Source organism: Hyphomicrobium sp. DMF-1, assembly GCF_027886585.1.
GTDB classification, from domain to species: domain Bacteria; phylum Pseudomonadota; class Alphaproteobacteria; order Rhizobiales; family Hyphomicrobiaceae; genus Hyphomicrobium_C; species Hyphomicrobium_C zavarzinii.
In genome coordinates this window covers 747,501-760,220 of sequence record NZ_CP115706.1, presented here as the reverse complement: position 1 = coordinate 760,220, position 12,720 = coordinate 747,501, and the positions used below count along the sequence as shown (strand labels likewise).

General features: G+C 62.7%; 10 protein-coding genes and 2 rRNA genes (1 of these 12 cut by a window edge). 2 read left to right on the top strand and 10 right to left on the bottom strand.

The window, feature by feature from the left end; all coding sequences use genetic code 11:
- Nucleotides 1-47: 47 nt before the first annotated feature.
- Entirely contained in the window at nt 48-938 is an 891-nt protein-coding gene (locus PE058_RS03375; RefSeq protein ID WP_245257597.1) for a transporter substrate-binding domain-containing protein, read from the bottom strand.
- Between the two features lie 188 nt (nt 939-1,126).
- Here PE058_RS03375 and PE058_RS03370 point away from each other — a divergent pair, with 188 nt between their 5' ends.
- Nucleotides 1,127-2,650 carry a glycosyltransferase gene (locus tag PE058_RS03370; protein WP_271029834.1) on the top strand — a complete coding sequence of 508 codons (1,524 nt, stop codon included), beginning with the start codon at nt 1,127-1,129 and terminating at the stop codon, nt 2,648-2,650.
- A 33-nt stretch (nt 2,651-2,683) separates the two neighbouring features.
- On the opposite strand, the gene PE058_RS03365 is transcribed toward PE058_RS03370, so the two are convergent.
- From PE058_RS03365 to msrA, 7 genes are all read right to left on the bottom strand, one after another.
- The gene (locus PE058_RS03365) at nt 2,684-3,658 is read right to left on the bottom strand and encodes a PQQ-dependent catabolism-associated beta-propeller protein (RefSeq protein ID WP_020084052.1); all 975 of its coding nucleotides are present in this window, start codon (nt 3,656-3,658) and stop codon (nt 2,684-2,686) included.
- 18 nt (nt 3,659-3,676) lie between these two features.
- Nucleotides 3,677-4,945 carry an ABC transporter substrate-binding protein gene (locus PE058_RS03360; protein WP_020084051.1) on the bottom strand — a complete coding sequence of 423 codons (1,269 nt, stop codon included), beginning with the start codon at nt 4,943-4,945 and terminating at the stop codon, nt 3,677-3,679.
- Between the two features lies 1 nt (nt 4,946).
- Complete coding sequence (locus PE058_RS03355) at nt 4,947-5,516, bottom strand: c-type cytochrome (RefSeq protein ID WP_020084050.1); 570 nt, start codon at nt 5,514-5,516, stop codon at nt 4,947-4,949.
- 131 nt (nt 5,517-5,647) lie between these two features.
- Complete coding sequence (locus PE058_RS03350; protein WP_271029833.1) at nt 5,648-7,480, bottom strand: quinoprotein dehydrogenase-associated putative ABC transporter substrate-binding protein; 1,833 nt, start codon at nt 7,478-7,480, stop codon at nt 5,648-5,650.
- A 161-nt stretch (nt 7,481-7,641) separates the two neighbouring features.
- Nucleotides 7,642-9,522, bottom strand: a complete 1,881-nt coding sequence (locus PE058_RS03345; RefSeq protein ID WP_271029832.1) for a PQQ-dependent dehydrogenase, methanol/ethanol family — start codon at nt 9,520-9,522, stop codon at nt 7,642-7,644.
- A gap of 507 nt (nt 9,523-10,029) precedes the next feature.
- On the bottom strand, nt 10,030-10,281 hold the full coding sequence (locus PE058_RS03340; protein WP_271029831.1) for a hypothetical protein: 252 nt from the start codon (nt 10,279-10,281) through the stop codon (nt 10,030-10,032).
- 266 nt (nt 10,282-10,547) lie between these two features.
- Nucleotides 10,548-11,207: a peptide-methionine (S)-S-oxide reductase MsrA gene (gene msrA / locus PE058_RS03335; RefSeq protein WP_271029830.1), complete on the bottom strand. Its 660-nt coding sequence runs from the start codon at nt 11,205-11,207 to the stop codon at nt 10,548-10,550.
- 127 nt (nt 11,208-11,334) lie between these two features.
- Here msrA and PE058_RS03330 point away from each other — a divergent pair, with 127 nt between their 5' ends.
- Nucleotides 11,335-11,697, top strand: coding sequence for a hypothetical protein (locus tag PE058_RS03330; protein WP_020084045.1), 363 nt, complete (start codon nt 11,335-11,337; stop codon nt 11,695-11,697).
- Nucleotides 11,698-11,824: 127 nt separating this feature from the next.
- Here the strand turns inward: PE058_RS03330 and rrf are convergent.
- Nucleotides 11,825-11,939, bottom strand: a 5S ribosomal RNA gene (gene rrf, locus PE058_RS03325).
- Between the two features lie 188 nt (nt 11,940-12,127).
- Nucleotides 12,128-12,720 (bottom strand): 23S ribosomal RNA (locus PE058_RS03320); it runs 2,221 nt beyond the window's last position.

Sequence of the window (12,720 nt, the reverse complement as noted above, 5' to 3'; positions counted from 1 at the left end):
GGCCCGCGACACCGCGGCGTGCCCCAACCGCAACGTTTGCGCCGGTCTTAGTAAATGCGGACCGGGAAATAGCGCTCGACGAGCTCCTGGAAACGCCCGCTTTGCCGGACCCGCTTCAAGGCGCCGTTGATCAGAGTTTTGATCTGTGGATCGTTGCGCGGCAGCGCAACCGCGAGCCCGTCCCCGAAGTACTTGGGCTCCAGGAACGCGTCCCCCTTGAACTCGCAGCACTGCCGCGAGAGCGACCCGTTGAGCCAGAACGCGAGGCTGATCGCATCTCCGAAGATCAAATCCACCTTGCCCTGCTGCAGGCCCTCACGCGCGAGCTCCGGGTTCTCGAACAGCACGATCCGGCTGTCGCGGAAGAACGCTTTGACGAATGCCTCGTGCGCCGTCCCTTTCGCCACGCCGATGCTGACGCCGTCGAGCGCGTCGGGGCTGATGTCCGTGATTCCGCTCCCGGTCCGGCTGACGAAACGCCCGGGCGTGTAGAAATAGCGATCGGAAAAATCGACCTCCGCGAGGCTGGTGGCCGTGACCATGTGCGCCGCGATCACGGCATCCGCATCGCCGCGCCGCAAGCCGATCAGCAATTCCTCCCAGGGGCGCACTTTGATATCGCAGGCCGCCCCCACCTCGAGGCAGATCGCGCGCGCCAGATCGACGTTGAAGCCCGAGAGCACGCCCTCGTCGTCGTAGTAGTTGAAAGGCGGAAACTCACCCTCGGTGAGAAAGCGGATGACGAAGCGGCGAGGCTCCGCCGGCGCGGCTTCCTCGGCGGCGCCCGGAATGACGCTCTTCTCTTGCCCGTGGCCAGATGCGGCGAGGAGGCCCACACCGGCGAGCAGACAGAAACACGCCATCGCCCACGCAAGCGCCCTGCCTCGCGTTCCCGCCGCGCCGCGTGCTGCAACGCAATGAGATGTCTCGGACGTCATGATGCAGCAGGCCTCTCGAAGAGAAACGGCGCAAACGCAATCTCCCTATTTAACATCGAAAGCAATATGGCAAGATCATTACATCTGCGCGCGGCCGAAAATCGCGCGCATAAAGCCGAGCGCTTCGGGGGACGAGGGTGCCTCAAGATTTCGACGGCAGTTGGGACCCGGAGCCCCGAGGCCCGGACATGCCGCTGCAACGAGATGCGGCGGCGGCGCGAGCGAACATCCTCGGCACCTCGCGCAGTCCCCAGAACGTTCCGGCTTGGGATAGCTCGCGCGAGCGCGGCGACCTCGACCACGCCGTCAACAGCCTCCGCCGAAGCCACCCCGAGCTTTCCGCCGGAGAAGCGGCGTGGAGATGGCAGAAGTGGACGCTCGCCCTTCTCCCTCCCGCATGTCTCGCCGCCGCGCTCATCGCGCTCGATCAGCTCATATTTGCCCTCGCAGCCCTTCTCGTTCTGCCGTTCTTTTGCGTTGTCGCGCTCCGCACCGCTGCCCTTTGGCACACCGCCTTCGGCAGCAAGAGCCACGCCGCTGAACAGGATATTGAAACCCACCCGGTCGAGCTGCCGCGCTACACGCTGCTCGTTCCGCTCTACGACGAAGCCGGCATCGTGCGCGACCTCGTCTCGGCGCTCTCCGCCATCGACTATCCGGCAGAGCGGCTTCAGATCCTTTTGATCCTCGAGGAGACGGACACGGCAACCCGCCGCGCGGTGACCGAGACGCCGCTGCCTGATCACGTCTCCATCGTCGTCGTGCCGGACGGAAAGCCACGCACGAAGCCCCGCGCGCTCAATTACGCTCTTCGACGCGCGACCGGCGATCTGGTCGTCGTCTACGACGCGGAGGATGTGCCGGAGCCGGACCAGTTGCGGCGCGCCTCACGCCTGATCGCGGCGAGCCCGCATCTCGGTTGCGTCCAGGCCCGCCTCAACGTCCTCAACGCGGAGGAGAACTGGCTGACCCGCCAGTTCGCAATCGAATACACGGTGCTGTTCGACTGCCTCCTCCCCACGCTCCAGCGGCTGGCGCTGCCGGTCCCGCTCGGGGGCACCTCGAACCATTTTCCACGCGCAGTTCTGGAAGAGGTTGGCGGCTGGGATCCCTTCAACGTGACCGAGGACGCCGACCTCGGCATCCGCCTCGCGCGCAGCGGATGGACCGTGAAGGTGCTCACCTCGACCACCTGGGAGGAGGCACCCGCCACCTTCCGCACCTGGCTGAAGCAGCGTACCCGCTGGCTCAAGGGCTGGATGCAGACCTACCTGGTCCACATGAGAAACCCGGTGCGGACCGCCCGCGACCTCGGTTGGCTCCAGTTCTTCGGGCTTCAAGTGCTGATGGGCGGCGTCATCCTCTCCGCCCTGGTGCACCCGTGGTTCTATGCCGTCATGGCGGCCGAGCTGGCGTTCGGCCCATTGAGCGCGCCGCACCACCACACACTGTCAGACGCGGTGAAAGTCATCGGGCTCACCAACCTGGTGCTCGGCTATGTCTCCGGCGTGGCTTTGGGTTGTGTGGCCGTCGCCGGCCGCGGACGCCAGAGGCTCGCGATTTCGGCTTTGCTGATGCCCGTCTATTGGCTGCTCGTGTCGCTGGCCGCTTATCGCGCGCTGTTCCAGCTCGCCTTCACGCCCTACATCTGGGAGAAGACGCAGCACCGCCCGCGCGCCGCATTCACGACGACCAACCGCCCCAGCGCGTAGCCCGCATCTATCTGCAGTCCGCCGCTGATGCCCTCAGGGCTTCACCAGAACACCCCACGGCAGGCGGCCCACCGGCACCGACTTCTCGGGCTTGAGGCTTGCCACATCCACCACCGTCATGTCGTTGGTGAGCCCGTTGGCCACGTAGAGCTTCGCGCCATCCGGCGAGAGCGCCATGTGCCAGGGCCGCTGGCCGACCAGGATGTAATGCTTGGGCGTATAGGTCTCAACATCCACCACCGCCACGCGGTTCGCAGTCGAGAGCGCAACGAAGGCCGTCTTGCCATCCTTGGTGAAGCGGATGCCCATCGGCTGGATCAGCTCGCGGCGAACGCCCGGGATCTCAAAACCGAACTTCTTTACGATCTTGCGCGTCACGGGATCGATGACCGCAACCGTGCCGCCGATCTCCGCCGACACCCACACGAGCTTGCCGTCCCGCGTGAACTCCGCAACGCGCGGCCGCGTGTCGACGAGCACGTTCGCCGTCACCTTGAACGTCTCGTTGTCGATGAAATGCGCCATGCTCGTCTGCTCGGACGTGGCGACCGTGAACTTGTTGTCCGGCGACACGGCCATGCCCTCGGGCTCGACGCCCACCGGAATCTCGGCGAGCACCTTCCCGCTCACGCGCTCGATGACGGTGACGTACCCTTCGTCCTCGTTGGCGATGTAGATCCGCTCGCCCTTGGGGTCCACGTCGAGCAGTTCCGGATCAGGACCGGATTCGAGCGTCCGCACCACCTCTAGCTTTTCCGTATCGACGACATCCAGTCGGTTGTCGTCGCCCACACAGACGAGAAGCTCCTTGAAATCAGGTGTGAGCACCATGCCGCGCGGGCGCGCGCCGGTCGGGATCACTTTCACGACCTTGAGCGTCTCGCTATCGAGCACCGTGACCGTGTTGTCCTTCTCGTTAGAAACGAAAATGGTCGCCGCGAAAGTGGACGACACAGACAAGGATACGAGCGCCGCCGCCATGGTTGCAGCAGCCAGGATACGCGTCATGGGGTTCCTCTCCTCGGATTATTTTTTTGAGATCCGGCACTTCGTTTCAGGCTCGTCGAAGCCCAGAGTGTCGGCCACGTGCTTCTGATGCAGGAAGCCCTCCTGCGGCGAGATCGAAACCAGCGCGCGCGGCCCCGAGAGCAGGATCGGCTGGCGCATCTGATGATCCCAGCTGCGGAAGGTGAGGCCAAGCCCCTTGAAGCCGGCCACCTCGAAATCCTTGGACAGGATGTAAGCGTTCACGTCCTCCGGCGTGTTCTTCGCCGTCCGCGTCACGGCTTCACCCACCACGCGCACGCCGAGCCAGGCGGTGTAGTCGCGCTCGGTCATCACGCGCTTGGCCTGCTTCTCGAAACGGTTCTGGAGCTGCGTGCCGGCATACTGTTCGAACGAGCGGTGCCAGGCCACGGCCTGCAGTCCCTGCGAGCCGACGACGGGGCGTGGCTCGTAGGTGCGGAACATGAGATAGTCGCCGAACGCCTCGCCCACATCCGAGACGAAGATCACGTCGTACTCCGGGGCCCCCTGCGTGAGCAGAGGCATCTGCGTCTGGATCTGCTGATGCCCCGAGTCGGTCCGCCGCGATCCGGCATCGAACTCGTAAGGGCGCTCCTCCACGATCTTCGCGCCGAACTTCTGCGCAGCGCGCTTGATCGCCGCCACATACTCCTTGTCACCCGGCGTCGTACCGTAGACCAGGAGCCAGCGGCGCCACTTCTTCCAGATGAGATATTGTGCCAGTGCATCCGCCCGCATCGCCCAGTTGGGGGTGATGTGGAACACGTTCACCCGGCATTCCTGCTGGCGAAGATCGTCGCTGCTCGAGCGGGCGTTGAAGATGACGGCGTTCTTGGCTTCGGCAAGATCCGCGACAGCCAAGAGGTCGGACGGCTCCAGATCGGCGACGATGAGCTTGTGTCCATTGGCAAGCTCGGCCCGCACTTTGGGGACGATGTCCTCCGTCTCTCCGGCCATCACCTCGACCAGCTCGAAGTGCTGCTCGACCAGCCGCCCGGTCATGTTGTTTTCTTTGATCGCGAGGCGTGCGCCCTGCAGACCCTCGTCGGTCAGAACCTTGTCGAGAAGAGAAAGAGGCGGCGGCTCGGCATAGCGCTTTCCGACGAACATGATCTTCGTCACGAGCGCGCCGGGCGCCGCTTCCGTGGGGGCCTCCGGAATGGCCCGCGCCGTCTGAACGGTCGCGAGCCACCCCAGAAGAACTGCTGCAGCGGCCGCCGAGCCGAGCGTGATACGTTTGCCCAAGTTCATCAGCCGCCAAGCGGTCATCTCACCACACCTTCTTTTCTTCGCGGCCCTTCCAGACACTGCGGATCCAAACGATCGCCTTCCAGAGCTTGGCTTCGTCGTCGATCAGATCCTTGTAGGGCGGCATCGGGCCCACGACGCCCTCTTGCCCCTTGCGCGCATAGCCGTGCTTCTGCAGCTCCTGGCTGCCGAGCACGATCAGGCGGAACAGCGTATCGTCGTCACCGCCGTAGACCCAGGTCTCGTTGGTCAAGGGCGGGCACATGCCGCCGCCGCCGCCACCACCGTGGCAGCCGTTGCAGGAGAGACCCATGTAGATCTTGTGGCCTTCCTCGACGATCTTGGGATCCTTGTAATCGAAGGGATTCTTGAGCTTGCCCTTCTCCGTCGCGTTCACGCGGTCGATCGGCTTCATCGGCGCGCCGCCGGCGGCGTCGGCCGCGGCCGGAGCTGCCGCGTCTGACTTCTTCTCCGCCTCGGCGGGCTCCGTCTTGGCAGCCGGTGCAGGCTCGTCGGCGGCGGCGCAGACGGCCGCGAAGGCTCCGCTCGAAACCGCTGCGGCGAGCAGCAGGGTGAGGAAATTGCTTTTCACGTTTAGGTCCCTCGTTTCATGGCAATTGATATCCGCCTCGAAGTTTCAGTTGAGTTGCAGTGAGGCACCTGCGCCTCTCTCCCCGTGCTTGCAGAGATTTCCAAAAAAAGCGCGGGCCAGGCGTGAGCTTTTCAAAGCTTCTCCTTTCCGCCGCGCGACTGTGACCGCTCGGAAATGGTCGCCTCGAACAGCGTGATCGACTTCACGGCGTCCTCGTTGAGGTTCTCCCGCGCCACATCGATCGCCGTCTTGCCGGCTTTCGACTTGAGGCTTGGATCCGCGCCCGCCTCCAACAGCAGACCGATCATCGGAATGTTCCCGCGCGCGGCCGCGATCATCAAGGCGCTGACGCCCTGCGCGTTTACGGCGTTGACGTTCGCGCCCCGCTCGATGAGCGCCGTCGCGATATCCGTGGACCTCAGCCCCTGCCGCCGCTCGATCTCCTTGGCTGCTTCGCCCACCGCGAGCTGGCTGGCCGTCACCATGATCGGCGTAACGCGATCCGTGCCCGCTGCGGCGTTGACATTGGCGCCGAGCTCGATCAACGCCTTCGCCGCCAGGAGCTTCCCGTCCTCGATCGCGAGCGACAGGGGGCCGAACCCGCCATCGACGGAGGCTTCGATATCCGCGCCGTTGGCCACCAGCACGCGGATGGACGGCACATGATTACGTTGCGCGGCATGGATCAGCGCAGTGAAGCCGTCCTTGTCGCGCCCGTTCACGTCGGCCTTGAGAGAAACAAGTAAGGGAATGATCTTGTCGCTGCGGTTGCGCGCCGCGCTCTGCAGCGCGCCATAGCCCTGCGCGTCGGGCTTGTTGATGTCGGCTCCCTTCTCTACGAGGAAACGGATACGCTCCTCGTCCGCCGCCAGCACCGCGTTCGCGAGCTCCGCCTGCACGTCTGCGCCTTCAGCGAGCCACGCCTCGAGCCGCTCCCGCGTCACCCGCTGATCGGGCGATGCCTCGACTTTCGGCCCCTCGCTCACCTCGAATGGCTTGGTATAGGAGCCATGCGAAGGCAGATCGCCCGGCACCACGCATTTGCTGCACGAAACCAGCGGCACGCCGAAGTCGCGCAGGATATTCTCGATCTCGGCGCGGTTGGCTTCCAGCGCGTAGTCGAGCGCATACTTGAGCACGACGTTGGTCGGCCGCACGCCAAGCGAAAGATCGAACTCGAGCGGGACGTCATCATCCATGAGATTGACGGGCAGAACCGACAGCGGCTCCCCCTTCATCTTCGGAAACCAGCCCGCGAACGGCCCCCACACGGCTGCAACGTCCAGCTTGCCATCGATGACCTGCTGGACCTGATAGGTCGGCTGCTGCTCGGGCAGCAGGTCGCCGTTGTGGCTCACCGTATGCACCACCACGTTGGTGCTGAGCCCGCGCCGCTTCAGAACCTCGCGGATCGCCGATGTCTGATAGACGCCGATTTTGAGATCGCGCAGCTTCGGATCGTCGAGCCCCTTGATGTCGAGCCCGCGATCGCTGCGCCAGGCGAGAACATAAGTCGTGCGATAGACCGGAACCGTCGTCAGCACCCCGCCGTAGGCGCTCGGCATATCGACGAGCACGTCGCAATCGTTGGTCTCGAACGTCTGGCGTGTGATGCCGCGCTCGAGATAGGGCCGCCAGAAGTTGATCACCTCCGCGCCCATCGATTTTGCGAGCACGGCCATGATCTTGTTCTGGAAGCCCCCGCCGTCCATCGCCGAAAGCGGCATGTTGCCAGGGTCGCCACAGACGCGAAGCGCGCCGAAATTCTTGGATTCGAAAACCTTCTTGCCTGCCGCCCGCGCCGCCGTCTTTTCCGCGGCAGTCAGCTCGTCGAACTCTTTGTTCGCCCGAAAGCCCGGCTCTTCGGCGGACGCCGCAACGGCGGCAAAGCCCAGAAAGGCTCCCGCCGCGAGGATCGACGTCAGAATAGGGAACCGCTGCACCGTCACGCGCTTCTCGTACATGCGAATTATTGTAACTCTATATCGTTGCGATCACGGGCCTACAAGGCAATCAACCTGCTCCGGTTGATCAAGTTCCGTTGATCCCGAGCCATCTTTCCCGATCCGAGACAGCAAAAACGCCCGGCGTCGTCGACGCCGGGCGTTTCCTTTTCAGCGTGTGATCACTCGAAGACCCGGAAGGTGAACAGCGTGCCCGCCTGCGGGATCTTGTCGAGGTTGGCGGCCTTGGTCATCGCCGTCGCGCCGATCGCACCGAACTTGTCGTTGAGATCGAGGCCTGCCGTCACCGGCACGCCGATCCAGCCGCCGATGCCGGCCAGGATCGAGACGTACTGCTTGCCTTTCACCTTGTAGGTGATCGGGTTGCCGATGATGCCGGAGGCAAGTTTGCGGTGCCAGAGGATCTTGCCCGACTTGCGATCGACAGCGCGGAAGTCACCACCCAGCGAACCGTAGAACACGAGTCCGCCATCGGTCACCATCGTGCCGCCCCAGTTCGGATACGGATCCGGAATCTCCCAGTCCGCAGTGCCGGTCAGCACGTCGAACTTCTTGATCTTGCCCGTCGTGCCGGGCTTCTCCGGATACATGAACACGTTGGCGAACACGTAGACCGTGCCCTGCTGCGTGTGCGTGCGCTCCTGCGGCTCGAGCTCCATGCACCAGTTGTTGGTGGGGCAATAGAACTTGGTCGGCTCCGCGGGATCGACAGCGCAAGGCTGCTGGTCCTTGCCGCCCATCGCCGACGGGCAAGCCGAGACGTTGCGGCCACGCTCGAGCGGCGAGTGCTCGCGAACCTTGACCGGACGGCCGGTCTTGAGATCGACCTTCTCGGCCCAGTCCACGGTCACGTACTTGTGGGCGCGCAGCAGCGTGCCGTCCGCACGGTCGAGAACGTAGGCGAAGCCGTTACGGTCGAAGTGAACGAGCGCTTTGCGCTTCTTTCCGTCCACGTCCATGTCGACGAGGATGTTCTCGTTCACGCCGTCATAGTCCCACTGGTCGAAGGGCGTCATCTGGTAAGCCCAGACGGCCTCGCCGGTGTCCACCTTGCGGGCGAAAATGGTCATCGACCACTTGTTGTCGAACTCGCCCGTGTTGCACTCCTCGTGCGTCTTCTTCGAGCAGCGGTAGGCGGGGCTCCAGAGACCCGGGTTACCGGTCGAGTAATACACGAGCTTCAGCTCGGGATCGTAGCTGAACCAGGCCCACGCCGCGCCGCCGCCGATCTTGTAGTCCTCGCCGACGTGCGTGTGGATGCCGAGGTCCTTGCCGGCCGTGCCGTAGTGCGGGTTGGCCTTGTTGGTCTCGGGCGTCAGGCACACGTCCTTGTCGGAGCCCGTCGAGTGGCACTCCCAGACCTTCTTGCCGTCCTTGAGATCGTAAGCCGTAACACGACCGCGAGCTGCGAACTCGTCGCCGCCGAAGCCGAGGATCACGACGTTGTCGGCGATCAGAGGAGCGCTGGTGCTCGTCTCGCCCTTCTCGGGCCAGGCGTGCTTCACCACCCACACTTCCTTGCCGGTCGCGGCATCGAGCGCGATGAGGAAGCCGTCGAGCGTACCGTAGTAGAGCTTGCCGTCGGCGAAGGCAGGGCCACGGTTGACAGTGTCGCAGCAGGCGCGCGGCACGGCCGATTCATCGCGGTCCGTCGTCTTCACGTAGTTCCAGATCTGCTTCGGATTGTCGGGGTCCGAAAGGTCGATGCCCTGTGCAATGTTGCACTGAGCCATGTTGGGGCAGCCCGAAACGAAGAACAGCATCGGCTTGCCGCCGACGTCCTCGATGAACAGCGGCTGGCCTTCATGGCCGCGCAGCGCGCCCGTCGACTGCGACCACACCATCTGCAGCTTGCCGACGTTTTCGGTGTTGATGTCCTTGAGTGGCGAGTGACGTGTCAGGTGGTTGTCGCGTCCGGGCGCGGCCCACTGATTGGGGTCGGCCGCGCGCTTGTCGACCTCGTCGTTCGCAAACGCGGGGGCGGACATCCCCAGCATCGCGAGCATGAGGCCGCCCGCGAGCAGGCCTAGCTTATGAGTCATTGCGGTCTCCTCTCCTAGCTACAGAGGCTCGCTTCTCGCGCTCACCAGGCAAAGCTGCGCCATCCGCTGCACAAGGCGCTCCTCGGAGCCTCATGCGAAACGGCGCGCCACGCGAATTTTTGGCATTTCGGATGCGATCGAGACTCTTGGAGGTCTCTTGACTGTGAGCCTGCAGAATTCGCAGGAAAATCTCCCAGTCGAACCGCTCGTCTGCTCCCTGGTTTTCAAGAAACAAGCGCTGATGAGCGCCAAACGCCAGGACGACTCCATTGGAAACGTCCCCGCGGAATGCCCTCACCAACGGAAAGCACGGTAGGGATGTTATACCAGAACAGCGAGGGGGCATTTTCCTATAATGGCGGGGAGATATTCCTGATCACACAGACGTGAACAGCCACCAAAGCCGCAAAAAAGAAGGGCGTCGTTTCGGCCCGATAAACAAAGAAGCCGCCCGAACGGACGGCCGATAGGCATTTCAGGGAAAGAAGCCGAAGGTGGGAGGGGCGCTCAGCGCCCGCCGAAACCGAGCGACGCGAGCTCCACCTGGCACTTGCGGCCAAGCTGGAAATACTTGAGCGCGACGCAACGCTTCACCTTCGCAACCGTGGGATTTTGCCCAATGCAGAGCCGGCGGACATCCGTCTCGCAGGCCGCGCGCAACTGCGGCGTCACCTCCGGCGGCATCTTGAAGTCCTCAGCGGCAGCAACCGTCGCCGCCACGAAACCGGCACAAGCCAAAAGGGAACGCTTTGCGCTCATGACACCCTCGTCTTTTGCTTATCAATTGGTTCATTCACTGCACAATAAGGGCCAAATTGTGCAGCGCACTAAGTCAATGGTGAATTGGGTAAATTTGAATCAGATCCGTAGCGCGCCAATCCTGTGAGAGCGCGCTGGCCCAAGCGGCCGCAAAATGCAGCCGCCAAACAATGGCGTCTCGGTGGAGAAGAATCGAGCGCATCAAGGTCGCACCGAAATTGACCATCGGCGCGACCTCAACCATCTGAATAATAACAGAGTTTACCTCACGCCGCGTCGACACCGGTCGGTGCGGCGCAGGTCACGCCCGTGCCGCCGAGGCCGCAATAGCCGTGGGGCACCTTGGCGAGGTACTGCTGGTGATAATCCTCCGCAAAAAAGAACTCCGGCGCCGGCAGAACCTCGGTCGTAATCCTTCCAAATCCGGCAGATGAAAGGCGCTCCTGAAAGGAAGCCTTCGAGGCCTCCGCCGTTTTGCGCTGCGCATCCGAGAAAACATAAATCCCGGACCGGTATTGCGTACCGACATCGTTTCCCTGCCGCATGCCCTGCGTGGGATTGTGATTTTCCCAAAACGTCTTGAGCAGCGCGTCATAGGAAATGACCTTGGGATCGAACACCACCAGCACCACCTCGTTGTGCCCCGTGCGCCCCGTGCACACCTCCTCATACGTCGCGTTCGGGGTAAAACCGCCGGCGTACCCAACGGCCGTGACCCAAATCCCGGCTCCGAGCTGCCAGAACTTCCGCTCTGCGCCCCAGAAGCAGCCCAAACCGAACATCGCCGTCTCGAGGCCATCCGGGTATGGCCCCTTGAGCGGCCGCCCAAAGATGAAGTGCTCGTCTGCCGTGCGAAGCGGCGCGGAACGCCCCGCGAGCGCGGTCTCTCGCGTCGGCATTTCAGTATTTTTTCTCGAGAACAACATTGTCACACCTCAGGGAATGCGTATGTGCATCAACCATTACGGAAATGGGCGAACCCGGTTGCAGAGTGGGCCGTAACGTTTCCGCGAGCCGACAACCGGCGCCGACGTTTTCCGCGGGTGGAGCTTCATGGACATCCTTGCTTGGCTGTTTTCTTTTATCCTGTCGGCCGTCGGATTTGCCTGGTCGCTGATCTGGTTTCTGATAAGCGGATGGGTCTCGACGCTCCTCCAGATCGCTGTTCTCATAGTCGCCATCTACGGAGTTAAATATGGGTGGAAGCGCGCGCCTTTCGAGATCTGGCGCCGCTCGCAAACGTTCTTCAAATTTTTCTGGAACTGGATACGAGCTCGCGAGCCGGAGGCGCGCGGCGGCGTCGAGACCCGCGAGGTTATCCGCGAGATCAAAGTGCGAGAATTCGGCGACATCAACCTGTCGACGGCAATGTCGATCGCCGCTCTGGTGGGCCTCGCCCTCATCTCAGCCACCTGAGCAGGCACGGCCGCCGCAGCGGGGCCGCAAAACAACGAAAAACGCCGCCTCGGCGTGAGCCAAGGCGGCGTTTTAAATTTCATTGTGAAGAGGATGATGAACTCGAATTCGCAGCACGCTTCGGCAGACCTGGCGACGACCTACTCTCCCGCGTCTTAAGACGAAGTACCATTGGCGCTGGGGCGTTTCACGGCCGAGTTCGGAATGGGATCGGGTGCAGCCACCCCGCCATAATCACCAGGTCAGCGGAAGCGTGTAGCGAATTTCTGGTCTTTCCGTGCTTGCTCCTACGCTCATCTTCGCGCGCCGTCACTCAGGCCAAAGCCCGAGCGCACAAGGCGCGCCGGCATAAATGCCGCCCCATCGGAGCAGTCTGCGCGTCAGCGCGGACATGCTGCGTGAGATCCAAGATGAGCATTGCTTAATGAGAGCGATCGAAGTTCGATTGAGCTATTAGTACCGGTAAGCTCCATACATTGCTGTACTTCCACACCCGGCCTATCAACGTTGTGGTCTACAACGGCTCTCAAGGGAGAACTCGTCTCGAGGTGGGTTTCCCGCTTAGATGCCTTCAGCGGTTATCCCGTCCGCACATAGCTACCCTGCTGTGCCGCTGGCGCGACAACAGGTCCACCAGAGGTGCGTCCAACTCGGTCCTCTCGTACTAGAGTCAGATCCTCTCAATTCTCCTACGCCTACGGCAGATAGGGACCGAACTGTCTCGCGACGTTCTGAACCCAGCTCACGTACCTCTTTAAATGGCGAACAGCCATACCCTTGGGACCTGCTCCAGCCCCAGGATGAGATGAGCCGACATCGAGGTGCCAAACGATTCCGTCGATATGGACTCTTGGGAATCATCAGCCTGTTATCCCCGGCGTACCTTTTATCCGTTGAGCGATGGCCCTTCCACACAGAACCACCGGATCACTATGACCGTCTTTCGACTCTGCTCGACTTGTCAGTCTCGCAGTCAGGCGGGCTTATGCCATTGCACTCGACGGTTGATTTCCGACCAACCTG

Bases quoted from the DNA above. Each gene is read 5' to 3' on its own strand.
- PE058_RS03375 (WP_245257597.1), bottom strand. From the start codon at position 938: ATGACGTCCGAGACATCTCATTGCGTTGCAGCACGCGGCGCGGCGGGA.
- PE058_RS03370 (WP_271029834.1), top strand. From the start codon at position 1,127: ATGCCGCTGCAACGAGATGCGGCGGCGGCGCGAGCGAACATCCTCGGC.
- PE058_RS03365 (WP_020084052.1), bottom strand. From the start codon at position 3,658: ATGACGCGTATCCTGGCTGCTGCAACCATGGCGGCGGCGCTCGTATCC.
- PE058_RS03360 (WP_020084051.1), bottom strand. From the start codon at position 4,945: ATGACCGCTTGGCGGCTGATGAACTTGGGCAAACGTATCACGCTCGGC.
- PE058_RS03350 (WP_271029833.1), bottom strand. From the start codon at position 7,480: ATGTACGAGAAGCGCGTGACGGTGCAGCGGTTCCCTATTCTGACGTCG.
- PE058_RS03345 (WP_271029832.1), bottom strand. From the start codon at position 9,522: ATGACTCATAAGCTAGGCCTGCTCGCGGGCGGCCTCATGCTCGCGATG.
- PE058_RS03340 (WP_271029831.1), bottom strand. From the start codon at position 10,281: ATGAGCGCAAAGCGTTCCCTTTTGGCTTGTGCCGGTTTCGTGGCGGCG.
- msrA (WP_271029830.1), bottom strand. From the start codon at position 11,207: ATGTTGTTCTCGAGAAAAAATACTGAAATGCCGACGCGAGAGACCGCG.
- PE058_RS03330 (WP_020084045.1), top strand. From the start codon at position 11,335: ATGGACATCCTTGCTTGGCTGTTTTCTTTTATCCTGTCGGCCGTCGGA.